The 25936-nt window shown below is 74.1% G+C and carries 26 protein-coding genes and 3 pseudogenes; 7 read left to right on the plus strand and 22 right to left on the minus strand.

Features of this window, described 5'->3' with window-relative positions; all coding sequences use genetic code 11:
• The 4 genes and pseudogenes from ACFXPX_RS36535 to ACFXPX_RS36550 form a co-directional block, all read right to left on the minus strand.
• Positions 1-261, minus strand: a pseudogene (locus ACFXPX_RS36535) (pyridine nucleotide-disulfide oxidoreductase); the annotation flags it as partial.
• 63 nt (positions 262-324) lie between these two features.
• Positions 325-426: a hypothetical protein gene (locus ACFXPX_RS36540; protein ID WP_380594202.1), complete on the minus strand. Its 102-nt coding sequence runs from the start codon at positions 424-426 to the stop codon at positions 325-327.
• Positions 423-665: a hypothetical protein gene (locus ACFXPX_RS36545; protein ID WP_380594204.1), complete on the minus strand. Its 243-nt coding sequence runs from the start codon at positions 663-665 to the stop codon at positions 423-425. Before ACFXPX_RS36545 ends, ACFXPX_RS36540 begins: the two co-directional genes overlap by 4 nt.
• A 33-nt stretch (positions 666-698) precedes the next feature.
• Positions 699-878: pseudogene (locus ACFXPX_RS36550) on the minus strand (ATP-dependent DNA ligase); the annotation flags it as partial.
• On the opposite strand from ACFXPX_RS36550, the pseudogene istB reads away from it, so the two are divergent.
• Positions 875-1423 (plus strand): annotated as a pseudogene (istB, locus tag ACFXPX_RS36555) (IS21-like element helper ATPase IstB); the annotation flags it as partial. The pseudogenes ACFXPX_RS36550 and istB overlap by 4 nt on opposite strands.
• A 6-nt stretch (positions 1424-1429) precedes the next feature.
• Here the strand turns inward: istB and ACFXPX_RS36560 are convergent.
• The 11 genes from ACFXPX_RS36560 to ACFXPX_RS36610 form a co-directional block, all read right to left on the minus strand.
• Complete coding sequence (locus tag ACFXPX_RS36560; protein WP_380594206.1) at positions 1430-1933, minus strand: ABC transporter substrate-binding protein; 504 nt, start codon at positions 1931-1933, stop codon at positions 1430-1432.
• A gap of 176 nt (positions 1934-2109) precedes the next feature.
• The gene (locus ACFXPX_RS36565; RefSeq protein ID WP_380525471.1) at positions 2110-2310 is read right to left on the minus strand and encodes a hypothetical protein; all 201 of its coding nucleotides are present in this window, start codon (positions 2308-2310) and stop codon (positions 2110-2112) included.
• 819 nt (positions 2311-3129) lie between these two features.
• Positions 3130-3636 carry an NUDIX hydrolase gene (locus ACFXPX_RS36570; RefSeq protein ID WP_380594208.1) on the minus strand — a complete coding sequence of 169 codons (507 nt, stop codon included), beginning with the start codon at positions 3634-3636 and terminating at the stop codon, positions 3130-3132.
• Positions 3633-4490 carry a sugar phosphate nucleotidyltransferase gene (locus ACFXPX_RS36575; protein WP_380594210.1) on the minus strand — a complete coding sequence of 286 codons (858 nt, stop codon included), beginning with the start codon at positions 4488-4490 and terminating at the stop codon, positions 3633-3635. The genes ACFXPX_RS36570 and ACFXPX_RS36575 overlap by 4 nt, the downstream gene beginning before the upstream one ends.
• Before the next feature lie 167 nt (positions 4491-4657).
• Positions 4658-6793 carry a hypothetical protein gene (locus tag ACFXPX_RS36580; RefSeq protein WP_380594212.1) on the minus strand — a complete coding sequence of 712 codons (2136 nt, stop codon included), beginning with the start codon at positions 6791-6793 and terminating at the stop codon, positions 4658-4660.
• 156 nt (positions 6794-6949) lie between these two features.
• On the minus strand, positions 6950-7795 hold the full coding sequence (locus ACFXPX_RS36585) for a hypothetical protein (RefSeq protein ID WP_380594214.1): 846 nt from the start codon (positions 7793-7795) through the stop codon (positions 6950-6952).
• Positions 7796-7810: 15 nt separating this feature from the next.
• On the minus strand, positions 7811-8404 hold the full coding sequence (locus ACFXPX_RS36590; RefSeq protein WP_380594216.1) for an NUDIX domain-containing protein: 594 nt from the start codon (positions 8402-8404) through the stop codon (positions 7811-7813).
• Positions 8404-10017: a hypothetical protein gene (locus tag ACFXPX_RS36595; RefSeq protein ID WP_380594218.1), complete on the minus strand. Its 1614-nt coding sequence runs from the start codon at positions 10015-10017 to the stop codon at positions 8404-8406. Before ACFXPX_RS36595 ends, ACFXPX_RS36590 begins: the two co-directional genes overlap by 1 nt.
• 15 nt (positions 10018-10032) lie before the next feature.
• Positions 10033-11058 carry an Ldh family oxidoreductase gene (locus ACFXPX_RS36600; RefSeq protein ID WP_380594220.1) on the minus strand — a complete coding sequence of 342 codons (1026 nt, stop codon included), beginning with the start codon at positions 11056-11058 and terminating at the stop codon, positions 10033-10035.
• Positions 11055-12635, minus strand: a complete 1581-nt coding sequence (locus tag ACFXPX_RS36605) for a glycoside hydrolase family 3 N-terminal domain-containing protein (protein ID WP_380594222.1) — start codon at positions 12633-12635, stop codon at positions 11055-11057. Before ACFXPX_RS36605 ends, ACFXPX_RS36600 begins: the two co-directional genes overlap by 4 nt.
• A 36-nt stretch (positions 12636-12671) precedes the next feature.
• A complete protein-coding gene (locus tag ACFXPX_RS36610) occupies positions 12672-13352 on the minus strand; it encodes a hypothetical protein (protein WP_380594224.1) in 681 nt (226 codons plus the stop codon).
• A gap of 395 nt (positions 13353-13747) precedes the next feature.
• Between ACFXPX_RS36610 and ACFXPX_RS36615 the strand changes: the two genes are divergently transcribed.
• The 5 genes from ACFXPX_RS36615 to ACFXPX_RS36635 all read left to right on the plus strand — a co-directional run bounded on the left by ACFXPX_RS36615 (position 13748) and on the right by ACFXPX_RS36635 (position 17344).
• Complete coding sequence (locus tag ACFXPX_RS36615) at positions 13748-15046, plus strand: hypothetical protein (protein ID WP_380594226.1); 1299 nt, start codon at positions 13748-13750, stop codon at positions 15044-15046.
• A gap of 9 nt (positions 15047-15055) precedes the next feature.
• Entirely contained in the window at positions 15056-15610 is a 555-nt protein-coding gene (locus ACFXPX_RS36620; RefSeq protein ID WP_380594228.1) for a GNAT family N-acetyltransferase, read from the plus strand.
• A gap of 66 nt (positions 15611-15676) precedes the next feature.
• Positions 15677-16165 carry a GNAT family N-acetyltransferase gene (locus ACFXPX_RS36625; protein WP_380594230.1) on the plus strand — a complete coding sequence of 163 codons (489 nt, stop codon included), beginning with the start codon at positions 15677-15679 and terminating at the stop codon, positions 16163-16165.
• 138 nt (positions 16166-16303) lie between these two features.
• Positions 16304-16621: a hypothetical protein gene (locus ACFXPX_RS36630; protein ID WP_380594232.1), complete on the plus strand. Its 318-nt coding sequence runs from the start codon at positions 16304-16306 to the stop codon at positions 16619-16621.
• A 24-nt stretch (positions 16622-16645) separates the two neighbouring features.
• Positions 16646-17344 (plus strand): hypothetical protein, encoded by a 699-nt coding sequence (locus ACFXPX_RS36635; protein WP_380594234.1) that lies wholly within the window; start codon positions 16646-16648, stop codon positions 17342-17344.
• Between the two features lie 20 nt (positions 17345-17364).
• On the opposite strand, the gene ACFXPX_RS36640 is transcribed toward ACFXPX_RS36635, so the two are convergent.
• The 7 genes from ACFXPX_RS36640 to ACFXPX_RS36670 all read right to left on the minus strand — a co-directional run bounded on the left by ACFXPX_RS36640 (position 17365) and on the right by ACFXPX_RS36670 (position 24566).
• Positions 17365-18054, minus strand: coding sequence for a sigma factor-like helix-turn-helix DNA-binding protein (locus ACFXPX_RS36640; RefSeq protein WP_380594236.1), 690 nt, complete (start codon positions 18052-18054; stop codon positions 17365-17367).
• Between the two features lie 38 nt (positions 18055-18092).
• Positions 18093-19328 carry a hypothetical protein gene (locus tag ACFXPX_RS36645; protein ID WP_380594238.1) on the minus strand — a complete coding sequence of 412 codons (1236 nt, stop codon included), beginning with the start codon at positions 19326-19328 and terminating at the stop codon, positions 18093-18095.
• A gap of 17 nt (positions 19329-19345) precedes the next feature.
• Positions 19346-20386, minus strand: coding sequence for a hypothetical protein (locus ACFXPX_RS36650; RefSeq protein WP_380594240.1), 1041 nt, complete (start codon positions 20384-20386; stop codon positions 19346-19348).
• Entirely contained in the window at positions 20383-20997 is a 615-nt protein-coding gene (locus tag ACFXPX_RS36655) for a helix-turn-helix transcriptional regulator (RefSeq protein ID WP_380594242.1), read from the minus strand. The genes ACFXPX_RS36650 and ACFXPX_RS36655 overlap by 4 nt, the downstream gene beginning before the upstream one ends.
• Positions 20994-21941, minus strand: coding sequence for a hypothetical protein (locus tag ACFXPX_RS36660; RefSeq protein WP_380594244.1), 948 nt, complete (start codon positions 21939-21941; stop codon positions 20994-20996). Before ACFXPX_RS36660 ends, ACFXPX_RS36655 begins: the two co-directional genes overlap by 4 nt.
• A gap of 538 nt (positions 21942-22479) precedes the next feature.
• The gene (locus tag ACFXPX_RS36665) at positions 22480-23199 is read right to left on the minus strand and encodes a hypothetical protein (protein ID WP_380594246.1); all 720 of its coding nucleotides are present in this window, start codon (positions 23197-23199) and stop codon (positions 22480-22482) included.
• A gap of 122 nt (positions 23200-23321) precedes the next feature.
• Entirely contained in the window at positions 23322-24566 is a 1245-nt protein-coding gene (locus ACFXPX_RS36670) for a helix-turn-helix domain-containing protein (protein WP_380525433.1), read from the minus strand.
• A 391-nt stretch (positions 24567-24957) separates the two neighbouring features.
• Here ACFXPX_RS36670 and ACFXPX_RS36675 point away from each other — a divergent pair, with 391 nt between their 5' ends.
• The gene (locus ACFXPX_RS36675; RefSeq protein WP_380594248.1) at positions 24958-25584 is read left to right on the plus strand and encodes a hypothetical protein; all 627 of its coding nucleotides are present in this window, start codon (positions 24958-24960) and stop codon (positions 25582-25584) included.
• Positions 25585-25936 lie beyond the last annotated feature (352 nt).

Genomic DNA, 25936 nt, shown 5'->3' on the forward strand with positions numbered 1-25936 from the left:
GACGATGACCTCGATGTTGGGCGAGTGGTCCAGTTCCCGCAGCTCCATCGGGCTGAACTTGGCCTGGGCCGGTCCGCGCCGCCCGAAGACGTGCACCTCCAGCGCCTTGTTGGCCTTGAGGCCGTCGTAGACGTTGGCCGGGATCTCCGTGGGCAGCAGTTCGTCGGCGGTCTTGGCGAGGATGCGCGCGACGTCGAGCGCCACGTTGCCGTTGCCGAGCACACCGACGGATGCGGCATCCAGCGGCCACTCGCGCGGCACGCCCGCCTCTCACGTCACTACCTGCGTGCTGCCGGTTCCGCAGGACTCGCCACGGCGGCGTGGTCAGCCCCGCAGGCCCCTCCACACCGGCTGGCGCAGCTGGCCCCGGTCGGTGATCTCCAGGAACTCGACCTCGGCGTGCAGCTCGGGGCGTACGAACCTCACTTCGGTGCCGGGCGGCAGCCCCAGGGCCCGGCCACCGGCGGTGAACGGCGACGCGGGGGCGGCGAGGCGGGGGCGGCGAGGCGGCGCAGCGTGGCCGCGAGGGCGCGCCGCTCGGCCCCGGTGAAGCCGGTGCCGACCGAGCCGACGTACTGCAGGCGGCCGGGTGCGGCTTCGGCGCCGGCCAGGACGGCCCGCAGGGTGTTGCCGTGGGGGCCGCCGGGCAGCCAGCCGCCGATCACGACGTCGGCGGTGCGCAGGTGCTTGAGCTTGATCCAGTCGCGCGAGCGTGTGCCGGGGGCGTAGAGCGAGTCGGTGCGCTTGGCGAGGACGCCCTCCAGCTGGTGTTCGCGGGTCCATCCGTAGGCGGCGGCGACGGAGTCCCACGTCGGTGGGACTCGTAGGCCCGGGCGGTCCAGCTCCAGGTTCTCCAGGAGTTCGCGCCGGTCCGAAATGGCTCTCCGATTTCGACTACACCGCCAACCCGAACGTCACCCCCGCCCAGATCCACAACCTCGCCACCTGCGAATGGGTCAAGAAGGGCGAACCGCTCTGCCTGATCGGCGACTCCGGCACCGGAAAGTCCCACCTGCTGATCGGACTGGGGTCCGCCGCCGCGATGGCCGGCTTCCGGGTCCGATACGCGCTCGCAGCGAAGCTGGTCAACGAGCTCGTCGAGGCCGCTGACGAGAAGCAGCTGACCAAGACCATCGCCCGCTACGGACGCGTCGATCTTCTCTGCATCGATGAACTCGGCTACCTCGAACTGGACCGCCGTGGCGCCGAGATGCTGTTCCAGGTTCTGACGGAACGGGAGGAGAAGAACAGCGTGGCCATCGCCTCGAACGAATCGTTCGGAGGCTGGACGAAGACGTTCACCGATCCCCGCCTCTGCGCGGCCATCGTCGACCGCCTCACCTTCAATGGCACCATCATCGAGACCGGCACCGAGTCCTATCGTCTCGCCCAGACCAAGGCCAAGCAGCAGGCCGGCCGGTAGGCCAGGTCACGCGGGCCGTTGCTGCACGATCCTGCCTTGGAGTTCGCGGAGCACCGCATCGACGCCTCGGTCTTCCGCGATGGCTGTCAGCCTCGGGCGCAACCTACCGAGGAAGGAGACGCCCTCGACTCCGACGTTCCCGATCCTGAGCCCCTTGTCGGACTTTTCGAACACCCAGAAGGTGATCTCGGTCGGCTCCTCATCAACATCGGCAGAGGTCATGACCCTGAACTTGCCGCCGTCGTGAGGGTCGCGATCCGTGATGACCAAGGCCGCGCCAGCCAGAGGCAGCCCCGCGATCTGCTCGGCTACGTGCTTCGTCATCGCCAGCACAGTGGCTCCACGCTGTTCGCCGTCCAGTCGCTCCCAGCTCGGACCCACCGCGATGGGTGCCAACTCCCGCCAGTCCAGCACGGACGCGACGAACGCGGATCGATCCGGCTCCTGCACCAGGGCAAGGTCGGCGAGGAACGTGCTGATGAATGCTGAGGCGTCTTCCGAAGTGAGCACAGAGCGAACGTAGTCGCTTGAGCCCACCGCAGGAAGATCACCCCGGCTGCAGTGGGGCCAGCCCGCACCGGAACCCGGGGCCACCTCAAGCCGGAGCGACCCACCGGCAAGCCGACAAGTGGGGCCAGCTCAGGCCGGACAAGCGGGGCCACTGCAAGCCGTTAATGCCACACGGGCTACCCGCGGTCGTCCGCCGGTGTGCCTGGCGCGATTCCGAGGAAGTAGGCGATGGCCTCCGGTGCCTGCTCGGCCATGGCCTGTCGCTCCTCGGCCGTCGGGCGCTCGCGGTCGAAGCACCGCAGCGAGCAGGCCAGCCAGGGGTTCCAGGGCGCCGACCGGCCGCAGACCGGGCAGACCATCGTCGCCGCCTTGGCCATGGCGCACCTCCACCGCCGAGCTGTCCCTTTCTCCACCGTAGGCCGTTCGAGGGGTGTGTGCAGCTGACGTTTGGCCACTCGAACGTTTGCTCTAAGGCGGCCCGCCCGGCTGACCGCGTGGCGGCGCCCTCCGGCCACCACCGACTGGATCGCCCACGTCCGCTGGGGCCCGAACGGGCCGGGATCGGGCGAGGAGGCCTGGGCCTGATTTGACCGGCCGCCGTGTCGGACGGCCGCGTGGTGGCGCCGCCGGCCCGAGCGGGTAGGCGGAGTCGTCCGCATGGTCACGGCCGTGAACACCGCCACCGCTGTGACCTGCAGGAGCGTGGCTGTCAGCGTCGACGGGTCGTCGGAGACCCCGGCGCCGGCCACCCGGGTGTTACCCCCGCCGCCGGTGGGCCGGATCGGCCCTGCATGCGCGTCAGCGCCGCGGCCACGGCCTCCACCTGCTCGGCCGACACCGCTTGGCCACGCAGGGGGCGTCGGGCAGGTGCGACATGCTCACTACCGGAGCGGTCGCGGACAGATCCGCTTCCAGTGGCGCCGGAGCGAGGTCTGGCACCCACTCCTCCAGCAGCGTGAGGGCGCGCCACTCCTGTTCGTGCTCGCCGTCGGTCGGTGCTTGGCCAGGGGTCGGCGGCCGGACTCCCAGCTCTGCACGGTGCCGAGGTCGCGGCCGACGTCTTCGGCGAAGGCGGTCTGGGTGCACGGGATGCTCTCGCGCAGGAGGCGCAGCAGGTAGCTGGAGACGACTCCGACTTCCGCGCGGCTGCGTTCCCGTGGTGCCATCCGCGTCCCCCTGGGTGTGGTCGGTGCGGGTCAGCGCCAGCTGTACGTCCGGTCGTGCATGGGCGGCAGCTGGACGGGGACGGTGGTGTCGGTGGCGAGCCCGGCGAGGGCGGGCCCGGCTGCGGGGTACAGGTGCAGGTCCGCGGCCTCGGCGAGCGGGATCCAGACCACGCGGGTGGTGTCCTCGGCGTCCTGCTCGGTGGCGGCGACGTGGTCGCGGATCGAGTCCGGGGCGTCGAGGACGTAGATGAGGTGCAGGCGCCGGAACAGGGTGTCGGTGCCTGGCCGGGTGTTGGCCTGGTCCTGAACCCAGCGCAGGGCCGGCGGGGCGGCCATGCCGGCGACGTCGAGGTCGAGCTCTTCCTTGAGCTCGCGCAGCAGCGCGGACAGGATTTCCTCGTCGGCGCCGACGATTCCCCCCGGAAGGGAGAACTGGTCGCCGTCGGCACGGCGGCGGTGGATGAGGCAGACCTCGCCGCGGTTGACGATGGCGACGCAGGTGCGGATCGGGACGGCGGGGGTGCCGGAGCTGGTCACGCGGTCACCCCCGGGATGCTCAGGCCCTGGACGCGGGCGGCGGCCACGCCGGCGGCGAGCAGCCCGGCGGGGCTGCCGCAGTCGTGGTACTGACCGGCGACGGGGTGGATGAGCAACTCGTGGTCGCGGGCGAAGGCCGCGATGGCATCGGTGGCCTGGTACTCACCGCTCGGCGCGGGGAGCAGCTTCTCGAAGTAGCGGATCGCCTCGCCGGGCAGCAGGACACGGCTGATGTTGATGAAGGCCGTGGGCCGCTCGTAGACGGTCGGCTTCTCCAGCAGGGTGTCGAGGATCCGCACCGCGTTGCCGGGCCCGGTTCGTGGGTTGAGGATGCCGTACCGGCCGGCCTGGGTGCCGGGGACGGTGGCGGCGGCGATCGCGCCCGGGGTGTGGGCGGCGGTGCGGGCGGTGGCAAGGTCGGCGAGGTCGGAGCCGCCGTCGGGGCGCAGGAGGAGGTCGTCGCCGGAGACGAGGAGGACGTCGTCGTCGCCGATGAAGTCGGCGGCCAGGATCGTGGGGATCGCGGTGCCGTAGCGCTCGTCGCGGGGCTGCTCGATGAAGGTGAAGTCCGCCTGGCGGTGGATGTCGGCGACGGAGGTGTACTTGTCCTGCCAGCCGCGGTCCGCGCAGTAGGCCTCCAGCTCGCCGTCGTGGCTGAGGTAGTGGCGGATCTGGCGTCCGGCTTCCCCGGGGGCGGTGACGATGGCGATCTCCCGCGCTCCGGCCGCGAGGCAGTCGGCCACCGCGTAGGCGATCACGGGCCGGTCGAGGACCGGCATCATCGCCTTCGTGATGGTCTTGCCGATGGGGAAGAACCTGGTGCCCATGCCGGCGGCGGCGATGACGGCCCTCACGCGCTGAACCTCTTCCGTCGGTGCTTGGTAGACGTGCCAGTCTACGCACCCTTTGCACCGATTTCGTGAATCCGCTGGTGGGCGCAGCTGGATGCTGGCGTGTCGTCAACTCGGCGGGACGCCAGTGCGATTGGCACTGGCGTCCCCTGGCGGGTGGTGCGGCGGGGTCAGCGTGGGGCGGGAACGATCACCACGTCGGTGGGCGTGCTGGCGGCCGCCCGGGCGAGGGAGCCGGCCGTGTGGATCCGGTCGCAGACCGGGGTGGGCCGGGCGTTGGGGTCGGCTCCGTGGCGCAGGGCCTGCTCGCGGACGGTGGTGAGCATGACGTCGTAGTCGCGGGGGGCGCCCTGCTGGCCGTCGACCCACTGGTGGAGGGCGGCGACGCCGACTTCCACGAGGGCCTGGCCGGAGTGCTGGAGCGCGGCGAGGAGCTCGGTGTCGAAGGACATGCCGTGGTCGGCGACCTTGGGCAGCACGGCGTGGAGGGCGGGTGCGGCGAACGCCTTGAACCCGGCCTGCGGGTCGGTGACGCCGAGGCCGAGGAGTTCGTCGACGGCCTTCTGGTAGAGGCGGGTGGCGGCCGTGGGCCCGGCCGGCGGGTAGTAGCCGTGCGAGTCCGGCAGGCGGCGCGAGCCGATGGCCGCTGCGGTGCCGGGGCTGGCGAGCGCGTGAAGGTGCAGGCCGATCTGGTCGAGCGGGTAGGTCAGGTCGAGGTCGGTGTAGGCGAGGGTGGTGTGCCCGGCCTCGTGCAGCTGGGCCAGGCCCCACAGGACGGCGCCGCCCTTGGCGCTGGCGGTGTCGGGCCGGGTGGCGACGGTGACGGCGATCTGCGGGTGGGCGGCGGCGATCTGCTCGGCGGCGCGGGCGGAGGCGCCGTCGGGGTCCTCGTCGACCAGGAGCAGGTGGGCGCGGGCCGCGGGCCGGTCGGCGAGCAGCCAGGCCAGCTGCGCCGTCTTCGCGGTGAGCGGGTCGTGTCCGGCAGGCGCGTCGGCGAAGCGGTGGGCCTCGGTGCGCATCGGCACGACGATGCCCAGGTCGGGGGTGGCGGCCAGGGTCATCAGGTGGTGCTTGGATCGGGCGGCTTTCAGCGCCGTGATCAGGCCGTGGATCTGGAGGTGGCCGGGGAGCTTGTCGCGCCGGTTCTTGGCGTGGGCCCGGATGAAGCTGATCAGCAGGGCGTCGTCGAAGTGCGGCAGGGGGCTCGCGCCGTGGTGGCCGGTCAGGTGGTCGGCGACGGTGTGCAGCAGGGCGCGGCCGGTGGGGTCGGCTGCCCAGCACGCGTCGGGCCCCGGCACGCCGTCGCTGGTGTCCAGGGCGCGGACGTGGTCGGCGAGCAGCTCGTACCCGGCGACCAGGCCGCGCTGCGCCGGATCCCAGGTGGAGCCGTCCGCCGTGGTGGCGGCGTTCTCCCATGCCTGCTGCCAGCGGCCGTCCTCGGTCTGGGCGGCTCGGACGGCGGCGGTCACCTGCTGCCAGCGCGCAGCGACGCCGGGCCACGGCGCGGGGAGGTCGGCCAGCGGTCCTTCGGCGGTCAGGGCCTCGGGGGCGAGCAGCGCCAGCGCGAGGGCTCGGCCGGCGCTCTCGGGGGTGTCGGCGGTGGCGCTCAGGGCGTCGAACCACAGCTCGGCGGCGAGGGTGCGGCCGCCGGTGTGGGCGGCGATGCCCTCGATGGTCGCGGTCCGGCGCGCGGCCAGTTCGGCGCCGGTGCGGCTGCGGCGGGTGCGCTCGCGGGCTGCCTCGCCGTCCCGGTCGACGGCGGACTTGGGCGCGGCGGAGTTCGCGCGGGCCTCCAGGAGGCGCCCGAGGGCAGCGTCCGCCGGGCCGGTCAGGGCGGGTGCGGTGAGCAGGTCGGCGAGGACGGCGTGCAGGGTGTCCGGGTCGGCGGCGGCCGCGGCTGCGGCGAACTTGTCGCCGGCCAGGTAGCCGGGGTCGATCTGCTCGGGCAGGTGGGCGAGCGCGGCGACGGTGCGGGCGAAGCGGTGGCATGCCTGCTCGGCGCCGTCGGGGAACAGGGCGGCGCGCAGCCGGGCGGCCGGGGCCTTGAGCTGGGGGCGGTGGGCGACCAGCAGGGTGAGCGAGGCGAGCGGGAGGTCGTCTCGGTCCTCCAGGGCGGCGGTGACGCGCTGGGCGGCGGCGGGGTCGGTGATGGTGAGCAGGGAGCGGACGAGCGCGGGGGTGGGGTCGGCGCTGCAGGCCAGGCGGACGGCGAGGTCGGTGTCGGCGGTGCGGGTGGCGTGGGTGAGCAGGGGGGACTCGGCGAGCGGGAGGAAGGTCCGGCTCGGGACGGTGGCGGTGGCACTCATGGGTGGGGCTTCCCTTCGCGGGTCGGTTGCGGGCGGGTCTGGAGTGGCCGGCGGCGTCTGGGGTGGCGGGGCGGCCGGGAGGAGAATCCGGCCGCCCCGCCGTCGTGCTGCCTCAGGGCGTCGGGTGCGGTCGCTCGGGGCCGGGGCGGCCGGGTGTTACTGGACCTCGGCGTGGGCGATCGTCGCGTCGTCGTGCCGCTTGCGGCGCGGCCAGCCGTGCCCGTCGGGGTCGTCGCCGTCCAGGCGCCGGATCAGGTCGAGGACCGCTTGGGGCCCGCTGCGGCGGCAGATCCGGTCGGTCTCGTCCCAGGAGAGCTTCTGGTAGAGGTCGGTGGCCCTGCTGCCGCCGTCGGTGGTCAGCAGCAGGGACCTGATGTCGGCGAGCGGCCAGCGGGCCGTCCGCGCCTCCAGTCCGGCCTTGGGGTCGGCGGCCGCGATCCCGTACCCGTCGGGCTGGTTGGCCCAGTGTTCGAGGCGTTCGAGGATTCCTGCGGTGAGCTGGCGGTCGGCGTCGTCGCCGATCCGCCCCTCCCCCGCGAGCAGGCGCCCGTCCTGGAGGCGGCGGTCCGGCAGGGTGCGGGTGATGTCCGCGAGTCGGGTGTCGGTGAGCACCAGGGGAGCCCGGTCGTCCGTGCGGACGCCGGCCACCGTGCAGTCGCCGATCACGGCGGCCTCCCACCAGCCGTCGACCGCGCGGCCGACGGCGATCGTGGCCTGCCCGGTACGGCCGGGCTCGGTTTCGGGCCCGAGACCGAGCTGCTCGGCGGTTCCGGTGATGGCCTCGGCCAGGATCTGCGGGAGCGTCAGCGCCCGGTCGGTGATGATCAGCGCGGTCTGTGCGGCGAGGACGTCGGCGTAGTCCGCTCCGCGGGGCCGGACGCCGGCGGCCGTGGTGGTGACGCCGTCCGCGACCACCATCCAGTCGACTCCGTGGCGCACCCGGTCCTCCGAGGGCTTGGTGCCGCCGGGCACGGTGGCCGTCTTGATCGTCAGGGTGAACATCGACTCGTCCTCTTCTCAGACGGTGGGAGCGGGCGCCCCGGCCACGTCGGGGTGCAGGGACTGGGCGGCGCCGACGAGCGGCCCGTGGTCGGGCGCGAGGACGTAGTAGCCGCAGACGCCGCTCGCTCGGGCGGCCAGGGCGAGCTCCACCTGCGCCGGGCGGGTGCGCGGCATGTCCTCGGTCTGACGCCACTGCTCCAGGGTCAGCAGCTGGTAGCGGGTGTGCTCCTTCGACAGGACGATCCGTTCCAGCTGGTCGTCGTGGAGGGTGCCGCCGTCGAAGACCAGCCCGACGGCGGCCGGCCAGTCCGGCCGGGGCGGCTGGTGGACGATCAGCAGCGGCGCCCCGACCGACAGCATCAGCCCCAGTTCCTCAAAGGCTTCTCGGCCGGCCGCGGCTTCCGGGCCGCCCGCCGCATCGTCCCCGTCGACCGCGCCGCCGGGCATCTGCCAGATCCCAAAGTCCCAGACCGAGCGCAGCATCAGCACACGGCCCTGACGGTCGGTGAGCAGCAGGGTCGCCCACACCAGGATCCTCGGGGGCGTGGCCAGGTACTGGTCCGGGGGCAGGAGGCGCGGCTCGTCCTCGGGGGCGCTGTTCGGGGCCATCAGCTGAGCCGTCCGGCCAGCAGCGCGGCGGCCTGCGCGGGGGTGTGGACGGGGTGGAGCAGGTTCTGGCGCAGGAAGGTGCGCTCGAACTGGCTCAGCGGGGCGTGGACGACGACGGTCGAGGGGGTGATGTCCACCGGCGCGTCCGGGCGGCCGAGGCGGGCCAGCAGGTGACGGACCGTCTCCTCGTCGGGCAGCGCCTCGGTGGTGGAGGCGCAGACCTGGTGCTGGGCGGCGGGGCAGCGCAGCCGGCAGTTCGTTCCGGGCAGGTCGTAGTGGCCGTTGTAGTCGGGGATGTGGCTGCCCCGCTCGACCGAGCGGCCGCAGGAGGAGCGCTTGAGCACGGCGGGGCGCTGCTCGGTCGGCACGTCGGCGTACACCTCGTCGAACATGGCCATGATCCGGGCCTCGGTGGCGGAGGTGAGGAGCTTCTTGCCGGGGGTGAAGGAGCCGGTGGGCAGCGGCAGCCCGTAGCTCATGAACGAGTGGACGTGGTCGTCGCCGAACTTGAGGCCGCCGAGGACGACGGTGCGCGCGCCGGCGTCGCGGTAGGTCTCCCAGACGTGGCGCAGGTGGGCGTCGGTGGTGTTGATGCCCTCGGCGATCGGCCGGTAGTAGGCGAGGACGTTGAGGCGGCCGGAGGTGAGGACGCGGCGCAGGAAGCCCAGGCGGCGCTCGCGGTTGGGCGGCTCGATCGCGTCGGGCATCGCCGCGTAGCAGACCTGGATGTCCAGGTCGACGTTGGTCAGGGACTCCAGCTGGGCGATCTGCTCGTCGGACAGCGTGAACTTGGTGATGCAGGAGACCCGGTTGGTCAGGCCCAGCCGGTCGAGCAGCTGGAGCATGCCCCAGGTGCGGGACCACAGCACGGGCAGGAACGCCTCGCTGGTGGACATGTGCAGCCCGAGGGGGGTGACGTGCGGGGTGAACCAGGGGTGGGCCAGGAGCCGGTCGATGACCTCCTCGGGCTCCAGGAAGCCCTTGGGCTCCCAGTCGCCGAAGTAGCCGTCGGCGGTGTCGCCCTCGCGCCGGTAGCAGTAGGCGCACTGGAGCGGGCAGCCGACGCCGCAGTCGACCGACATGCCGCCCTTCATCTGGCTGATCATGTAGCTGGTGTTCAGCCCGTCGGGTCCGGCCAGGGCCTGGCTGGCGGCGATCACCTCCGGCGTGGCGAACGGGGTGAAGCCCTCGGGCAGTTCGGCCTTGAGGGCGAAGGGGGCGTCGGGGGTGCCGACGATGCTCGGCCAGGGATACGTGGCGCGCAGCGCGAAGGCGAGCGCGTCCTGCTGGGCGGTGTCGAGGCGGTGGGCGCGGGCGAGTCCGGTGGTGGTGCGGGAGGGCAGTTCCTGGAGGGGGATGCGGCGCTCGGTCGGCTCGTGGAGCAGGCGTCGGTCGGCGATGTCGGCGAGCGCGCGCTCCAGCGGGCCGTCGGCCAGGCGCCGCGCGGCGGCGATCACGGTGTACGGGTCGGCCAGGTCGAGCACTCCCTGGAGGGCGCGGGCGGCGAGCGGGCGCACCGGGCCGCGGTGCAGGGTCAGCGGCCCTGCGGCGGCGAGCTCGTCCAGCAGCGCGGCGGCCGGCTCCTGGGCGGGGGCGGTCGGGGTGGTGGTCACGGATCGGTCCTTCCGTCAGCGGGTGGTACGGGAGATCCAGGTACGCGGTGGCCGGACGGCGGGCGCCCCGGCCTCGATGAGGAGCTCCAGGTCGGCACGGTCCACGGGCACGCCGTGGACGACGGCCTGGGCACGGTGGGCGAAGGCCCGCTCACCGGGAAGCCGGGCCCCGTGCTCGGCGAGAGCGGTGGCGAGGTCGGCGACGGCGGCCGTGAGCTGGTCGCCGGTACCGAGCTGGGCAGGGTCGATCGCCAGGCACAGCAGCCCGCGTCCCTCGGTGCCGTCGGGCAGGGCGCTGCCGCCGGCGAGTGCACCGACCAGCAGTTCCAGCACGATCGCCAGCCCCTGGGCCCTGGGGCCGGGCGGCAGCAGCACCGCCGCCGCCGCGGGGTCGGTGGTCGGCTCGCCGTGCCGGTCGAGCGCGGACCCCGGCGGCAGCGGGCGCTGCTCGCGCTGGTCCTGGTGCAGGCGGCCCCAGGAGGTGGACGCGCAGGCCAGGTCCACCAGGGCGGGGTGCGCCCCGGCGGCCGGGACGGCGACGGCCAGAGCGGGGTTGCCGAGCAGCGCGGTCCCGGGGCCGCCGAGGACGGCGACGCTGCGCCCGGAGGTCTGCGCGGCGACCAGGCCGATCAGCCCCCGGTCAGCGAGCTGCCCGGCCGGGATGCCGAGGGCCCCGGCGTGGCCGGCCCGCCGGACGGTCACCAGCGCGGTGCCGGAGCGCTGGGCGAGCTTGGCGGCGGCGGAGACCGCGTGGCGGGCGGCGATCGGGCCGGGCGCGAGATCGGCGTCCATGGCCACGACCGACGTCCCGGTGCGCAGCGTGCTCACGACCGGCCGGGGGTTCAGCCGGCCGTCGCGCAGCTTCGCGGCCAGACCGGGGGCCAGGCGGCTGCCGTGGCCGGGGATGCCCCGCAGGTCGGCCTCGACCAGGGCGCCGGTCAGCGTCCGGGCGCCGGAGCGGTTCATCCCCGTCCCCTTGAACAGCCGCACCAGGAAGGAGGACAGCTCGGCGGTGGGCACCAGCTCGGTGTCCGCGTTCACCTCGCCTCCCCGACCGGAAGGCGGCCGGGAGCCTGGCCGTGGTGCAGGACCGTCGCGGCCACGGCCCGGGCGCTCGCCGGGTGCGGGCTGTAGGCGGCCAGCAGGACTTGGGCGGCGGACTCGGCCAGCTCGTCCGGGTCACCGAAGGCGACCTGCACCACCGTGTGCCCGGCGGTGGCCAGGCGGCTCGCCTCGATCGCGACCGCGCTCGGGCCGGACGGGCGGCGGGTGTCGTAGCCGTAGACGACCACCGCGTCGACCTGCGGCGGGACCGGCTGCCCGAAGCCGACGGGCAGCACCTCCCGGCGGGCGGCCAGCGCGGAGGGGAAGGCGTCCTCGGCGTATCGGGCGCTGTCGGCCCGCCGCTCCCCAGCGTTCGGCACCCGCACCGCCGCGACCGCCCGGCCGTGCCCGGCCAGCGGCAGCAGGTGGCCGCCGCGCAGCACGGTGACCGACGCCTCGGCGATCCGCTCGGCTGCCTGGGCCGCGGCGCGATCCGCGCTCGCCCAGTCGGGCAGCGCCGCGTCGGGACCGAACCCGAACCGGTGGTGCAGTTCCAGTACCCGGGCGGCGGCCTCCTCGATGCGGGCCAGCGGGATCTGCCCGGTGGAGACCGCGGCGGCCAGGGCGTCGACCACCGTGCGGCGCTGCCGGATGGCACGGGCCCGGTCGGCGGGGCCGTGGTTGCCGCGCGAGACCTCGGAGTCGAGCATCACCAGGTCGACCCCGGCCGCCACCGCCGCCACCGCCGCCTGTTCCAGGCCGCCGAGCGGGCCGTGGACGGCGGGGATCGACAGGTTCTCGCTGACCGCGACCCCGGTGAAGCCGACGTCCTCGCGCAGCAGGGCGAGCACGCGCGGCGAGGCGAGCGCCGGGCGGTCGTCCAGCTCGCGCACGGTGTGGCTGCCGATCATCACGCAGGCCGCCCCGGCGCTGGCCACCGAGCGGAACGGCAGCAGCGCCCCGGCGGCGAGCCGGTTGATCACCGGCGCGCTGTGGTGCGGGTCCGCAGCGACGCCGCCCAGGCCCGGGAAGTGCTTGGCCGTGGCGGCCACGCCGCCGCGCTGGAGGCCCCGCACCCAGGCCGCCGCCAGCGCCGCCACCCGCACCGGGTCCGCGCCGAAGGCGCGGGTGCCGACCGCTCCGGCGCTGGGCCGGGCGGCCAGGTCCACCACCGGGGCCAGGTTCCAGGTCAGTCCGACCGCGCGCAGCTGCGCGGCGATCGCTGCCCCGGCCGTTTCGGCCAGCTCTTCGCGGTCGGCGGCGCCCAGCGCCATGGCCCCGGGCAACTGCGCCACACCGGGCCAGTCGAGCGCGTTCAGGCGGCCGCCTTCCTGGTTCACGCTGACCAGCAGCGGCTCGTGCAGCAGGCGGCGGGCGGCGTCCATGGCCGAGCGCAGCACGGCGGGGCTGGTGACGGTGTCCTTGCCGATCCGGCCCGAGGCGGCGCCCGCCGCTTCGGCGAGGCGATCCTCGGCGGGCCCGGGGGTGAGCGGGTGCCGGCCGGGGCGCACGATCAGGTCCGCGAGGCGCTCCGCCTCGCGCGGCAGCGGCGGCCGGGGTGTGGTGGTTGGCATCGTGCAGTGCTCCTTCCTGCAAGACGGTGGGGTGGTTCAGGCCGGGATGCGCGGTGCGAGGGCGGCGTCGGCCGGGCCCGCGGGGACGGCGGCCGGGGGGCTGGGCAGGAGTCCGGCGGTGGTGAGGATCTGGCGGGCCATCTCCTGCGGGGTGTGCAGGGCGGTGTCGAAGACGAGGAGGGTGCGGTGGCGCCGGCCGAGGAAGTGGAGCAGCGCCGCGTTGAACCTGCTGGCGAACTCCGGGTCGTCGATGCTGTTGCGGTCGCCGGGGTCCAGGTGCTCCCGGGCGGCCATCCGCTCGCGCCGCACCGCGACGTCGGCGTGGACGTAGACGGCGACGTCGAAGGCGACGAAGTACCGGGAGGCCCACAGCGCCAGCACCGCGGGAAGGAACGGGCCGCCGGCCAGGCCGACCGCGATGGTGCGGTCGACGTAGCCCTCCTGGACCAGGACCGCGTCGCCGCAACGGGGCGGGTCGAAGGACACCAGCAGCCGGTCGAGGGCGAAGCCGGCGGCCAGGTAGGCGCCGGTGACGCCGCTGGAGCGGTACTGGCGGCCGAGGTTCAGCCGCTTGAGGGGCTTGTCCAGCGGGTGGTGCTCGGCGAGCATCCGGCGGTGACGCAGCGCCTCGATGCCGTGCTCGGCCATCATCGCCAGCAGGGCGTCGACCAGGGTCGTCTTGCCGGACCCGTCGAGGCCGTCGACCAGCAGGCGCATCGGGCGGCGCCTCGGGCGGGGCGCTTGCGGCTGTCGGCGGCGCTGGCCCGGAATCCATAGTGATGTGGGCATGCCAGTCCCCTCTCGGGAAAGGTGCGGCGGGGAACGACTGCGGAGCCGGTCGGGCCCGGATACGAACGCGGGCCCAGCGTCCTCATCAAGGTTGGAGCGAACGAGCCTTGTCGAGGGCTCACCCGCTGTACGGGTTTCCCGGGCTGCGGTGGGTCCAGGAAACCGGTGGCGGCGGCGATGAAGCGATGTCAGACGGCTGGAAATTCGGATGAAAATCGCGGACGCCATCCGAATTTCCAGCGCTGCGACTCTGTCGCGGAGAGTGCTCGCATCGCTACCGTCAGGGTGTAGGCACGGTGCTCGTGGACTCCGAGGGGGCGGTCATGGGCCAACTGAACAGCACGTTCCGCAGGCTCCGCGAGGTCGAGTGGGGCATGAGCAGGAACGAGGCCGCCGAGTTCCTGGTGACCGAATCGGTCAAGCTCGGCGACCCGGTCCTCCTGGTGGCCCGGACGATCGCGACCTGGGAGGACGGCGACACCGCCTGGCCACAGGCCCGGTACCGCCGGCTGCTGCACCGGGTGACCGGCCGCACAGCCGAGGAACTCGGCTTTACCCCGCCCGGCCGCCGGGCAGGAACGAAGGCGACGCCGCACACCGATGAACCACGCACCGATGGAGAGGACGACATGCGCCGACGCAGCATCCTCCTGGGCGCCGGGGCGGCCGTGGTCGCCGTCACCGTCCCGGACTCTGGCACCTCCCGTCTGGCCGTGGGCCGCGACCACCTCGACGAACTCGCCCGGACCGAGCAGACGCTGTACGCCGAGGACCGCGACCACGGCTCCGCCAACCTCGCGGAGCAGGCCGCCACCGCGCTCCAGACCGCCCACACCTGGCTCGCGGACGGCCGCTACAGCGAAACGCTGGGCCGCGAGCTCCACACCGCGACCGGCATGCTCTCGGTGGCCGCCGGCTGGCTCGCACTCGACGCCGAGCGTCCATCCGACGCCCGCTCCCTCTACACCGAGGCGCTTGCCAGCGCCCGCCAGGCCGACGACCCGGGCCTTGAGGCCCACGCCTGGGCCTGCCTGTCCCTGCTGGCCCACGCCACCGGCCGGCCCCGAGAGGCCGTCACCAACGCCCAGGTGGCGCAGCACGCAGCCGCGGCACTCGGCTCGCCGCGCTGGCTGTCGCTGCTGGCCATGCGCGAGGCCCGCGGCTGGGCCCTCCAAGGTGACCGGTCGCTCACCGAGCAGGCGCTGGTCCGGGCGTACGACCTCTACTCCAAGGGGCCCCGCGACTGCGACCCGGACTGGCTCGCCTTCTTCGTGCCCGCCGAACTGGCCGGGCTGGAGTCCCTGTGCCGGGCCGACCTCGGGCAGCACGACCGTGCCGCGGCCGGTGCCGAGCAGGCCGTGATGCTCTTCGCCAACGGCCACCCGCGCAACCGAGCCCTGTACACCGCCGACATCGCAGCCCACCACGCCCGCGGTGCCAAGCCGGACCTCGACGCCGCCGTCGACGCCGGCCACCGCACGCTGGCCTACCTACCCGACGTCCGCTCCGGGCGCCTCGTCCGCTCGCTACGCGACCTCGCCAGCACCCTGCGCGCGCACCGGGCAGTGCCGTGCGTCGCCCACTACCTGGACGCCCACCGCACGGTCGTCCCCGCAGCCTGAAAGGCCCGCATGAACACCCCTGCCACGCCGCTCGTCGTCCGGCGCTACGGTCCCAGCGACACCGCCATCCTGCTCGACACCCTGGCCGACGTCTGGGCCGAGGCCCACGCCGGCCACGACGACGTCGCCCGCGCCGGGCTCACCCCCGAGTCCCTGCGCCACCAGATCAGCGGACACGCACGGCACGAGGAGTTCACCCTCATCGCCGCCTTCGCGGCCGGCCAGATCGTCGGCTTCGGGTACGGCTTCCGCTGCTCCCCCGCCTACTGGTACGGCGAACAGCTCCTGCCCGCCATCACCCCCGACGCCCGCGACACCGACTCCCTCGCCGGCATCTGCGAACTCGCCGTCCGACCCGGCTGGCAAGGCCAAGGCGTCGGCACCCACCTCCACGCCGCGCTGCTGGAGGCGCTGCGCACCGAATGGGTGTCGCTCCTCGCGATGCCGGGCAACGACCCCGCCCGCCGCCTCTACGATCGCCTGGGCTACCAGTACGCCGGCCCCTACCGCGCCGGACCGAACGGACCGGAGCTCGACCTTCTCCTGCTCCGCACGCCCGTGTGACCGGCACCGACCCGGGCCGGGCGGGTCCGACCGCCCCGAGCGACAACCACCGCCCCCTGGAGCAGCATGACCGCCGACGCGAAGTGGCTCCACCCTCACTGGCCGACCGAGCTCGCCACCCCCCGGCTGTTGCTGCGCCCCGTGGAGCCCGTGGACTCTCCACTTCTTCGCACCTTGTGGACCGACCCGGAGGTCCGCCGCTTCCTGGGCGGCCCTGTTGCCTCTGACCGGCTCGACCGGCGCCTTTCCGACGCCGCGAGCCAGCGCGGCCACTTCACCGTCGTCCTCACCGGGGCCGGCCAGGCGGTGGGCCGGGTAACGCTCGACCCGGACCACCGTGCCGCGGACCGGGCCGAGGTCTCGTACGAGTTCCTCCCCGCCTACGCAGGCCGCGGGTATGCGGCGGAGGCCGTCGGCGCCGTGGTCCGCTGGTGCACCCAGGCCGCGAACACCCGCTCCCGGCGGCTGCTGGAGAAGCTCGGCCTGCTCGCCGCCGAGCGCTTCGTCGAGTACGGCCAGGACCAGGTCTTCTACACCACCGCGCCCTCCCGGTGACCTCCCCCGACACGGCCGCCGCCAAGGGCGCACGGAGATGCCGGAGCGTTGCTCCGCCGACAGCGCAGAACCCACGAAGGCCCGCGCCGGTACGCACGGCCGTGACCGGGCGGGCAGCAGCTCGTTGACCAGTAGATGATGAGCGACGAGCACGCCCGGATCGACGCGGCGACCTGCGCCGCGACCACGGCGGCGAGCACCCTGGTGGACGTGGTGATGGCTGCCGGGGCCCTGCCGCCGGCTGCGGCCATCGCCATCCTGGAGACCGTCGGCACCCTCATCGCTGCCCTCCAGGAGCAGGGCGGCCCCGCCCTGACGCTGCTCCGGCCGACCCAGCAGGCCCTGGGCGAGGTACGACAGCTGCTGATCGCCGACGTGGACGGTGAGCGCGACCGGCGGCCTGGCTCCCGGTCTCTGGCCCGGGTCCTCGACCACATCGCCGCCAAGTACCAGTAGGTCGCCTCCCACGAGGTGGCGGGGTTGGCCGGGCAGTTGGCGGCCGTCGCCGCCCGGCACGGCCTGCCGGTCGCCGAGAGCGCGAACGGCGACGTCGCCGACTGGCCGGTGCTCGGTCCCGGGGTCCATCGGATGCCGCCGGTGGGGGAACTCGTGATCCGCGACCACGAAGCCGGCGCTCCGGCGTTCGGCGCACATCTGACCCACTACGCCGCTCGGCACGGCACGCTCACCCTGCTGCCGGAGGTCCCTCGCTGGCACAGCGCCGTCGCCTTCGGGGATTCCCCGCCGGTGGCGCTCGCCGTCCTGGCCGAGGCCCTGACCGGAGAGGTGGCCGAGGTACGGCGGCTGATGGAGCAAGCCGGCCACCTGGACGGTGCCTTCGCCCGCGCGGCCGCCGACACCGCCGCGATCACCGAGGCCGTCGCCCGGTCCTGGCAGCGGCGCGCCGCAGGGCAGGACGCCGTGCCGGGCGGCGAGCTCGCCGAAGCGCACTACACCCACGTCACGCTGTCGCTGCGCTCGGCCGGGATGGCACTGCGCGCCGTCGGTGAGGCCCCGCCCGGCCGGGCCGTCCTCCAGACCCGCGCCCGGCTGGAGCGGCTGCTGTTCGAGCGCGCGCGGCGCTGCGAGCGCGAGCTGCGGGCCGCCCCGATCCGGCTCGGCGACCTGGTGGCGGTGCAGGCGTGTGCGGCGCTGGCCGCCGTCGAGCTCACCCGGTAGGGCCCGCGGGCGCACGGCGCTCACCGCCGGGTCCGGCAGCGGCAGGGGTGGTGGGCCGGGAGCTCGCCGATGGCGTGCAGGCTCCAGATCGCGTTCGGGCCGCCGGTGGCGCCGAGGTCGGCGAACAGCCGGCGCAGCCGGGAGCGGATGGTGCGTTCGGGCAGGCCGAGCTGTTCCGCGATCTCCTGGTAGGTCAGGCCTGCGGCGAGGAGTTCGGCGGTGCTGCGCTGCGGCGCCGCGATGCCGCCGGCGGGCGGACGCAGGTACGGCGGCGTCAGCAGCTTGGCGCGGCAGGCGATGTCGACGGCCTGGGTGCGGCTGGTGGCGCCGAGCACGCGCAGGACGTCGTGGATCGCCCTGGACCCGAGGCCCTGGCTGCCGGTGTCCTGCCCAGGGCGTAGCAGGTGGCCGATGTCGTCGGTCGTGGCACCTCGGGCCACGGCGTCGAGGACGGTGTGCTCACCGCGGGTGAGGGCGAGGGCGGTGCGGCAGCCCGGACAGGGCAGGCCCCGGACGGCGCCCTGGGCGCCCTGGTGCGGGGGTCGGCGTGTGCGGGCGCGCCCCGTCGGCCCCTTCCGACCCAGCTGGTCGTCGGGGTTGTCGTTGACCTCGCAGATGTCGCCGTGCGGGTCGGTACAGACAGCCGCCTGGCCGTAGGCGAAGCGGCCGGGTGGGAAGAGCGGGTCGGTGTCGGAGTGGAACGGGGGCATGCCGGTCGGTCCGATCGGTCGTGGCGGGTTGGTGGCGGTCAGCGGCTGGGCGGCTGGGAATCGATGACGCCGGCCGCGGCGAGGTCCCCGTACAGGGCGTGGTGTTCCCGGTCGGTCATGGGGCGTTCGGTGTCCGGCGGGAGGAGGCCGTCGGCGGCGTGCGCGGTGGAGGTGCGGGGGCCGCGGAGCGTGAGGGTGGTGGTGTCGGGCCGCATCAGCGTCCGGTGTGCGAGGGCGGTGCCCAGGGTGTAGGAGCTGCCGGGCAGTTCGGTGGTGGTGACGGCCGGGCGCAGTTGGTCGGCGGTGAAGGGGCCGGTGTTCCAGCCGTCGGTGCGGGTGTGGACGGTGTGGAGGTAGCCGCCGGTGAGGACGCGGGCGCCGTGGGGGTGGGCGTGGTGGCGCGGCGGGAGGTGGTGGTCGGGGCGGTGGTTGGTGTTGAGGTGGAGTTCGAAGCCGTGCTCGGGGCGCAGGCACAGGACGACGCGGTCCAGGAGCGGGGTGGTGCGGCTGGCGTCGTAGCGCTGGTAGTCGTAGACGGCGGTGGTGACCAAGTAGGAGAGGGAGGTCCGGTTGACGGCGAGGTAGTGGAGGACGTCCTGCTGGGCGTGGATCTTGGGCAGGTCGGCGCCGAGCAGGCCGGGGATGTCCTCGGGCCGGGTGAAGGGCCAGTGGGGGAGGCCGTCCAAGCGGCGGGCAAGGCGGGCCCGGGCTCCCTTCACGGCGACCTCGTAGTCGGCCTCGTCGAGCGGGCGGGCGTCGGGGGCGGTGAGGCGGTGGTGGGTCAGGACGAGCTGGACGCCGTCGGCGGGGCCGGTGAGTTCGACCGTGGCGCCCGCGTGGAGGACGGCCAGCTGGCCGGGGTTGAGGGTGCGCAGGTACTGGGGCCGGCGCTGGTCGACGTCGCCTGGGTGGCGGAACAGGGCCAGGTCCAGGGTGCCGGTGAGGGGCAGCAGGACGCTGGTGTGGTCGGCGGGCCTCGGCGGGGTCGGGGTGCCGTCGGGCAGGCGCAGGTAGAGGGCGGGCTGGCCCTTGGCGGCGTCGGCCAGGAGCAGCAGGGTGTGCCCGGGGGTGGTGTGGGAGCCGGCGGCCAGGGCGGGGGTGTGGGGGGCGGTGTGGTCGAGGAGGTGCAGGAGTTGGCCGGTGGCGGGGGTGAGCCAGCCGTCGGTGATCAGCCGCTCGGGGACGGCGATGCCGGCGGGGTCCTGGGTGAGCAGTTCGGTGGCGGGGGGCAGGAGGAGTTCGGTCGTGGTGCCGCCCGGCAGGGTGAAGAGCATGTGGGGCCTCGTCTCGTTCAGCGGTGTGTGGTCGGTGGCCGGTGCCAGGCCCGGTCCTGCGGGGGGATGGGCGCTCGCGCGGGGGCGGGCTGGGCGCGGGTGGCCTGTTCGTTGGCGGCGGCCAGCTGGACCCAGCCGGTCACGAGCCGGTCGCGGGCGGCCTCCAGTTCCTCGAAGCCCTGCTCCAGTCCGTTCTGGCCGTGCTGGAGCAGGCGGGCGTCGTCCCGGGTCCGGGCGACGTCGTCGGCGGCGGCGGCCAGCTCGCGGCGGATCTCGCGCAGTTCGCCGCCGACGGTCCCGGCGTCGGTCTCGGTCTGCCGGAGCGCCTCTCGGGCCTGCCGGGCGGCGGTGCGGCAGGCTTCCAGCTCGGCCTGGCCGGCGGTGAGCTCGGCCACGATGCGGGCGAGTTCGGCGCGCCCGCGCCGGAGGTCGCCGCGAAGGGCGGCCGCCTGGGTGACCTGGTCGGCCCACCGCAGCGCCGCGTCCCGGGCGGCCTGCCGCTCGTGCTCGGGCTGCTCGCGGGTCCGGCGCGCCTGCTCGCACGCCGGGTTCGGGCAGGGGTGGTGGTGTTCCAGCGCGCCGATCGCGTGCAGCATGGCGAGGGCCGCGGCCAGGCGTCGCACGCCGAGCCGCTGGTAGACGGCGTACTGCAGCCGACGGGCCGCCTCCAGCCTGATGCCGGCCGCGTCCGCCGCGTCGGCGACGGCCTGGCCCTCGCCGAGCAGGACGAACAGACGCAGCTGCGGGGCCGTCGGTGATCCCGGGGGCCGGTCGGGCACCAGCGGCGGGACGAGTCCGGCGCGGGCCCCGGTCAGGACGAGCTGGCCGTTGGTGCGGGCACCGGTCAGTTTCCGCATCCGCGCCAGTTCCCGGGCCACCACGGGGTGCCCGCAGCCCAGGCTGTGGCCGATGCTACGGATGTCGTGGCCGACGGCGGTGAGCAGCAGGACGCTGTGCTGGCGGCAGGTGAGGGCGATCCGTTCCCCGCAGGTCGGACACGGGTCGCCTTCGACCCTCTCGTACGGATCGGGCGCCGTGTTCTCCTGGGTGGTGGTCACGTGGGGCTCCCGGCCGGGCAGTGGGGGCAGAACGGGGCGGCGTGCAGCAGCTGCGCGGCGTGGAGGCGGTAGACGGCCGCGGGACTGCCGGAGGTGCCCAGGGTCCGGCGGGTGCGGGCGAGGGAGTGGGTGACGCTGCCCTCGCGCAGGCCGAGCCGTTCGGCGATCTCCGAGACGGCGCGGCCGTGGGCCTGGTTCTGGACGATTTCCAGGTCCCGGCCGGGCAGAGGGTGGGTCAGGCGGGTCGGCTGCGGGCAGAGCAGGCCGCTCCGGCAGGCGTGGTCGACGGCCTGCGGCCAGGTCTCGGCCCCCAGGGCCCACGCCAGCATCCCCAGCTCGGCCAGGGCGCTGGAGACGCTGGCGTAGGTGCGGCGCGCGATCTGGTCGGTCGACAGGTCGGCGGCCAGCCACGTCAGCAGACTCGCCTCGGACGAGCTGAGGGTGACCGTCGTACAGCAGACCCGGCAGAGTGTGCCGACGGTGCGGGCCGACGGCGGGCTGAACACCGGGCCGGGAACCGGGTCGGTGTTGGGCCGGTGGACCCAGGCCGGCGGGTAGCCGGCGCGCAGCTGGACGAGGCCGACGGTGTCGGAGGTCTCGGGGGTCGTCACCGCTGCCCCCAGTTCCACGGGAGCTGGTGGGCGCCGCGCAGGCATGCGATCTGGTGGGCGGCCCGCTGGCGGGCGGTGCCGTAGAGGCGGGATCGGCGCACGGTCTCCATCACGGCGGTCAGGACGACGACGTCCCGGACGGTCTGGTAGTCCGGCCAGGCGCCGATCTGGTCGTAGGGCACGAGGTCGGGCCGGGCCCGGGAGGTGTAGGCCGTCGTGTACGCGTGGAGGTCGACGGGGTGTCCGCGCAGCAGCTCGGTGCGCCAGCGGGCGGCGACGAGGTCCCACTCGCGGCGGCCGAGCCGCAGCGGGCGTCGCAGGAGCAGCCGCGGGCAGCGGCCGTCGTCGTAGCAGGCCGCCGTACGGGTGTCGCCGAGGATGACGGTGGGCGGGGTCGGCCACACGATGCGCTCCCACTCCTCGCGCAGCCGAGCGGCGTGTTCGCGCAGGAACCACTGGCCGGCCTCGTCCACGTCGGCGTCGGCCAGCGCGTCCAGCAGGCCGTCGAACGGGTCGTGGGGCTCCAGCCACAGCGCCGACTTGGGGTGGATGCCGTGGACGGCGGCGGTCACCCACGCGCTCACCGCGGGGTCGCCGTGGCGCCGCCCAGGCTGGTGCCAGAAGGTCACGGCGCGCGCCCCGTGGGTACGGACGTGGCTGTAGTGCGGACGGACGACGGGCACCGGCTGCTGCTCCAGCAGCTGGGCGCCACGCAGCAGCGCCCAGGCATCGTCCAGACTGGTGTGCACAAGGGCCACCGCGTCCGAGGCGGGCAGCGACCACCGGTGGAGGTCCGGGTGCTCACTGACCAGCTCGGCCCCGTCGGCGGTGTCGCCGGTGTCCACGCAGGCCTTGGTCACGGCCGAGTAGGAGGCCGTGATCCGCTGACGGCGGGCCACCTCGGCGGCCTTGAGCAGGATGCTGGTGGTCGGTCCGACGCTCACGGGGTTCCTCGGGTACGAAGTCGGTGGACAAGGTGGTGGTGGTCCGGAACGGCGCCTCCCACGCTTCGCCGCCCCGGACCGCCGACCCCGTGCCGGGTGGCACGTGCCGGAACGGACAACGGGGCGCAACACGGTGTCCCCGGTCGCCTCGTCGTCCGGTTCGACCGGGGTGCGGGCGCACAGGGGTGACGCCCGGCACCCCGGCCTTCATTCACCCGCCCCAGGTCCTGGGGTGGGTGGTCTCAACGGGGGTGCTGGCCCGGCCAGGGCTCCCGCCCAACGGCCGGGCCAGCGTTCCGGTGGACCCTCGGCCACCGGGTTCTTCCTGCCAGACCGCCACCCCCACGGTCGACGGCCGGCAGGAACCCCGCAGCCGCCTCCCCCCGGCACGACGGGAAAGGGGGTGGCGGCCGCGGGGCCGCGCGGTGAGCAAGGCACGGTAGGGCGTGCGCTCTTCCGCTGCCCGCCGCACCCAGGCGGGCGTTCTGGAGTCCGGCGGCGGCCGCGCCGGGAAGGGCTGGCGGCCGTCGCCGGAGGTCTACGGGGTGGTGCTCACGCCGCCGGTATCCGGCTGCTCAGCACCGGGCGCACGGGAAACGTGCCGACGACCGGCCGGGGCCGGGCGTTCCGCACAACGGTGTCTGCGCGCAGGGCCGCGATGACCACGGAGATGCCGGGACCGGCGGTCTCCGCGCTGTTCTGCAGCGCCTGCGAGATGGTGTTGCGGAGGGTGGCGCCCGATGTCGCCGCCGTGCAGCAGTGCGACCGGGGAGTTAGTCTGGAGTACCCACGGCGGGGTGTCCCAGCGGGTGCCGTGCGAGGGCGGGAGGGCGATCCAGTCGTCCGGGCCGGAGCGGATCCTCACGTCGGCTCCGACCGTTCTGGCGTAGCGGCCGGTGGCGGGAAGGATCAGCAGGGTGACCGACTCGTCGGTGACGATGCACGGCACCTGGGCGATCTTCTCCAGGTTGACTATCGCGGCCATGCCCGTGGTCCGCGGGAAGACCAGGGCGTCGAACATGCTGGTGGTGGCCAGGAGTCCGGCGCCGGGCGCCTTCTCCAGTTCCTCGATGACGTGCTCGGGGTCGCTGACGGCGGGGCTGCCGGTCCGGGGGTGGGCACCCGGCATGGGGCAGTTCGGGTTGTTGCACGTGCAGCCCTGCCGAGGCCTGTAGCGGTGTCCGACCGATAACGCCCAGCCGAGGGCGGAGTAGGCCGTGACGGCGTCGTTCGGTCGGCGGGTGTTGATCAGCTCCATTGCCAGTCTCTCCCACGGTGATCACACATTCACATCTGGTGACCCCATGAGCTTGGCAGCCCTGCCGTGCCGCGCCCCCTAGGAATTCTAGGGGGCGTCAACTGTTCGGGTGGAAAGGTGAGTTAGTGCACCAGCTCCATGTTGCGGATGAGGCTGGAGAGAGCGGCGGCCTGCGACGGAACCCCCACCTGCACGAGCTCGGTGACCAGGGCCCGGCTCATCGGGTCGGCGAACACGTAGTGCGGCGCGGCGGTGGCGGCCTCCTTGAGTTTGACCACCGCGGTCGAGTGCCGGCCCATCCGCTGCATCGCCCGTGCTTCGTCGATCGCGAAGTGGGTGCGCCGCTCCTTCGACGGGACCTCGTTGATGTCGACCTGCGGCACGTGGGCAAGGCCCCGGCCCGGCTCATCCACCTCGACACCGACTTCCGCCGCGTGGACGGCGACGACGCCGCGCCCGAACACGGTGTGCCGGCCGAGGTCGTACCAGCCGGGGCCGAGACGGTCGGCATCCTCCAGCGCGGCATCGACCCGGGCCCACGCTTCCGCCCCGTGGCCGGCCCGGGCGTGGGCAATCGCGCACCGCAGGTGCAGGGCTCCGCGAAGCGACACCGCCTCCCGCCCGGCCACCACGCCCCGGGTGTGGGGCTCCAGGTCGCGCAGGGCGGCCTCGGCCACGGCGAGGGCCTCCCTGGGGGACGCCTGGTGCAGCAGCGCCCCGCACCGGTCCCACGCGACGGCCGCCCGCTCCAGCGGATCGTCAACGGCGGTCGCAGCTCCCGCGGCCACCTCCGCCGCCGACCACGCCAGATCCGGGTACCCCAGCTGGTTCAGGCACATCCTGGCCGTACGGCACGTGTCGGCCAGCAGCCGCAGGGCCTCGTCCCGGCTTCCGCCGGACTCGAATGTCAGCACGGCCGTGTTCAGGTCTTCGATCAGGGGCGGGAGCAGGGTGGCGACCTTGGGCAAGTTGGCAGCCTGCCGCGCCGCATTGGTCCGCCGGGACTGCTCTCGCAGGTCCGCCAGCCCGACGAGGCCGCCCTGCGGGACGAGACCCGGGTGGCCGGACAGGATCAAGCCGGCCCGGCGCACCCCGGTACGGATCGCGGGGACGTGGGCATGCGCGATGCCGCCGACTCCGTGCTGGAGCCTGTACGGCTGGCCGAGCAGCCACACCACGTCGACGTCGCAGCACTCGGCGATGGCGGTGATCACGCTGTACCGGTCCAGGGCCAACCGCCCGCTCTCGACGTTGGCCACCCAGGACTCGGCCCGGCCCAGGAAGTCGGCAAGCTCAACTTGCGTCATTCCAGCGGCGTTTCGGGCAATCCTCACGCGCGAACCGATCGATTCGCTGTTCAGAGGCATACCGGTCTCCGTTCTGATTCCCACTCAACTCAGGACGGTACTCCGGATGCCGCCCCCGCAAGGCACGTAGGCCGAACGGGGGACGGCATCCCTCCGATCCGGCGGCATTACACCCGGCACGGCAACCTCGGCACGACGGGTGGGGGATTGTCAGCCATCGGGAGTTGACCGTGCACTGCTCAGGTCGCGGCCGCGCCCGCCCGCGCTCCCTGCGCCTTCTGCTGCCCGGCCTTCCGGCACCGCCGAGCCGCTCACGCCCGCCGCTGAGCCCACCCGGGAGCCCGACGCCGCCACGGCCTAGCCGCACAGTGTGGGCGGCGGGTCGACTCCGGGTGGAGGCGGGCAAAAATGCACGTCACACTGTCAGCTCCCCTTGCTACTGTCCGGCGCCATGACTGAATGGATAGCCGCCGTGGCGGCCGCTGTCAGCGTGCTGGTCGCGGTGTTCGCGTGGAAGGCTGCCGACCGGTCGGCAGCCGCCGCGGAGCGCGTCGAGAGCATCGAACGTGACCGCTGGCACCGGGACCTCACCCCCGACCTCGACATCCGCCTCGTGCAGCAGAACATGAACCACTGGCTCCTGAGCGTGGACCTCGACGGCCCCGAAGGCCTCGACGACCTCGACAGCATCACCGTCGAGATCCTGGACGAGAAGGGCGTCAGCCACCTGCCCGGGCCGACGGGACCCACGGCGGAGGACCTCGCGCAGGTGATCTGGGGACCGCTGCGCCTGCGCCCCGGTGTCGACGGTGTCGCCGCCCCCGGCCGCACCACCACCGTTGAAGGCCTCGGGCTCGGCCACCGCGCCGTCCGCGCGCTGGAGCTCAGCCTACGGCCGGCCTGGGACAAGGACCCCATCAACTCCTGGGCCCGCCGCTACCTGGACCACCCGCTGCGCCTGCGCATCGTCTGCCACAAGGACGGCCACAAGCCGTGGACCCTGATCCGAGAGGTGCCCGTCCCTCCTGGAACCCGCCCCGCCGAGCACACCTCCCCGGCGGGCTCCGCCACGGCCTAGTCTGGCGCGCCGTCGGCGGGCACCACCGGCATGGTGGTGGTTGGCGGCCCCAGCCCGAGCCCCCGAGCGGGTCGGGGCGCCGCAGCAGCACCGAAGGCCCCTTCCCTCGCCGGGGCCTTCGTGGTCTTCTCGGGACCGCTACCCAGGCCACTGGGGGCCACCGACAACGGCGGTCGTCGGCCCGACCCCCGGGCGCCCGCCTGGCTCCAAGAACCGCGGCCCCGCGAACCGCTACGACGTGGGCCTGCTCCTGGCCACCGGCGAGTCCTACCGCTGACCGGCTCTCAGCGTCCGGCCGGCAGCCTCTGGCTACCGGGCTTTCGTCGACGAAAGCCCGGTAGCCAGAGGCTGC

This window comes from Kitasatospora sp. NPDC059146, from assembly GCF_042786665.1.
In the GTDB taxonomy this organism is placed as follows: Bacteria; Actinomycetota; Actinomycetes; order Streptomycetales; family Streptomycetaceae; genus Kitasatospora.

Coding starts and splice junctions, on each gene's coding strand:
- ACFXPX_RS36565 (WP_380525471.1), bottom strand. CDS start 2,310: ATGGCCAAGGCGGCGACGATGGTCTGCCCGGTCTGCGGCCGGTCGGCG.
- ACFXPX_RS36580 (WP_380594212.1), bottom strand. CDS start 6,793: ATGAGTGCCACCGCCACCGTCCCGAGCCGGACCTTCCTCCCGCTCGCC.
- ACFXPX_RS36585 (WP_380594214.1), bottom strand. CDS start 7,795: ATGTTCACCCTGACGATCAAGACGGCCACCGTGCCCGGCGGCACCAAG.
- ACFXPX_RS36590 (WP_380594216.1), bottom strand. CDS start 8,404: ATGGCCCCGAACAGCGCCCCCGAGGACGAGCCGCGCCTCCTGCCCCCG.
- ACFXPX_RS36605 (WP_380594222.1), bottom strand. CDS start 12,635: ATGCCAACCACCACACCCCGGCCGCCGCTGCCGCGCGAGGCGGAGCGC.
- ACFXPX_RS36610 (WP_380594224.1), bottom strand. CDS start 13,352: ATGCGCCTGCTGGTCGACGGCCTCGACGGGTCCGGCAAGACGACCCTG.
- ACFXPX_RS36615 (WP_380594226.1), top strand. CDS start 13,748: ATGGGCCAACTGAACAGCACGTTCCGCAGGCTCCGCGAGGTCGAGTGG.
- ACFXPX_RS36620 (WP_380594228.1), top strand. CDS start 15,056: ATGAACACCCCTGCCACGCCGCTCGTCGTCCGGCGCTACGGTCCCAGC.
- ACFXPX_RS36625 (WP_380594230.1), top strand. CDS start 15,677: ATGACCGCCGACGCGAAGTGGCTCCACCCTCACTGGCCGACCGAGCTC.
- ACFXPX_RS36630 (WP_380594232.1), top strand. CDS start 16,304: ATGAGCGACGAGCACGCCCGGATCGACGCGGCGACCTGCGCCGCGACC.
- ACFXPX_RS36640 (WP_380594236.1), bottom strand. CDS start 18,054: ATGCCCCCGTTCCACTCCGACACCGACCCGCTCTTCCCACCCGGCCGC.
- ACFXPX_RS36645 (WP_380594238.1), bottom strand. CDS start 19,328: ATGCTCTTCACCCTGCCGGGCGGCACCACGACCGAACTCCTCCTGCCC.
- ACFXPX_RS36665 (WP_380594246.1), bottom strand. CDS start 23,199: ATGGAGCTGATCAACACCCGCCGACCGAACGACGCCGTCACGGCCTAC.
- ACFXPX_RS36670 (WP_380525433.1), bottom strand. CDS start 24,566: ATGCCTCTGAACAGCGAATCGATCGGTTCGCGCGTGAGGATTGCCCGA.
- ACFXPX_RS36675 (WP_380594248.1), top strand. CDS start 24,958: ATGACTGAATGGATAGCCGCCGTGGCGGCCGCTGTCAGCGTGCTGGTC.